A 987-nucleotide genomic window follows, 5' to 3' on the forward strand; every position below is an offset into this window, starting at 1 on the left:
GGCAAGGCGCGTCACCGGGATTCAGGTGTGTCAGGAGTTCAGGCGTGAGCTGTTCCGACCTCCCTCCGCCGCGCCCACCGCCCAGGCCCGCCCCGCCTGGCCGGGCGCGGCCAGGCTGCGGACCAGCCCGCGCGCCACCGCGGCATCGTTCGCAAGGCCCAGCCCTTCCTGCAGCGCCGAGAGCCGTCGGAGGAAGCGCCGCGTGGCGCGCGGGCCGAACAGCGGCGCGAAGACCTCCGCCGCATACCGCAGGCGCTTGCCGTCCAGGCGCAGCTCATGGAGCTGCTCGGCGGACAATTCGTCGAAGCCCGCCCCCGCCCGCCGCAGCCTTTGCCAGCGCCGGTCCAGCACCGCGCGCCCGAAGGGCGCGGCCGGCGCGTCGAGCATGGCGAGCCGCGCCTCCTCCGCCCCCTGCCGCCAGGGGCGGAGCAGCAGGATGCCGATGCCCTCGATCGCGAGCAGCCGCCAGGCCGGCCCGGCGAGCATCGCGCCCACGGCCTCGTAGGCCTCCGCGCGGCGGGCTTCCGCGGCACGGCGCAGGGAGGCGATGCGCGGGTCCTCGTCGAAGGCGTCGGCGATCTCCCGCGCGATGCCGGTCTGGAACACGTCCCAGTCCCGCGCGGGGCCGAGGACGGACAGCACCTCCCGCAGCCCGGCATCGAAGGCGCGCAGCGCCGCGCAATCGGTCGCGGCCCGGAACACCCGGAAGACCGAGCGCAGGCGCCGCAGCGCGACGCGTGTCTGGTGGACGGGTTCGGGCGGCGCGCCGGGAGCGATGCGGGCGGCCTGCTGGGCGGCCACTTCCAGCAAGTGGCCGGCGGCGCGCAGGAAGGCGTCCTCCACCGTCGTCGCGGCCGAGGTATTGGCTGGGCCGAGCCGGATCGGCCGCGGCGCGACGGCGGCGGCGAGCGCGCGCGCCTGCTCGGCGAGCGCGGCGAGGGAGGGGCGGATCGGCACGCTCCCGGCCAGCAGGCGCGCCGCGTCGAG

The 987-nt window shown here is 77.4% G+C and carries 1 protein-coding gene; it reads right to left on the reverse strand.

Going from position 1 to position 987, the window contains the following annotated elements:
- Positions 1–30 precede the first annotated feature (30 nt).
- Positions 31–987: CHAD domain-containing protein (locus tag HW577_RS25590; RefSeq protein ID WP_198378895.1), on the reverse strand; the 957-nt coding region annotated here is incomplete at its 5' end.

Origin of the sequence: Neoroseomonas rubea (assembly GCF_016106015.1) — a bacterium.
Classification (GTDB): domain Bacteria; phylum Pseudomonadota; class Alphaproteobacteria; order Acetobacterales; family Acetobacteraceae; genus Neoroseomonas; species Neoroseomonas rubea.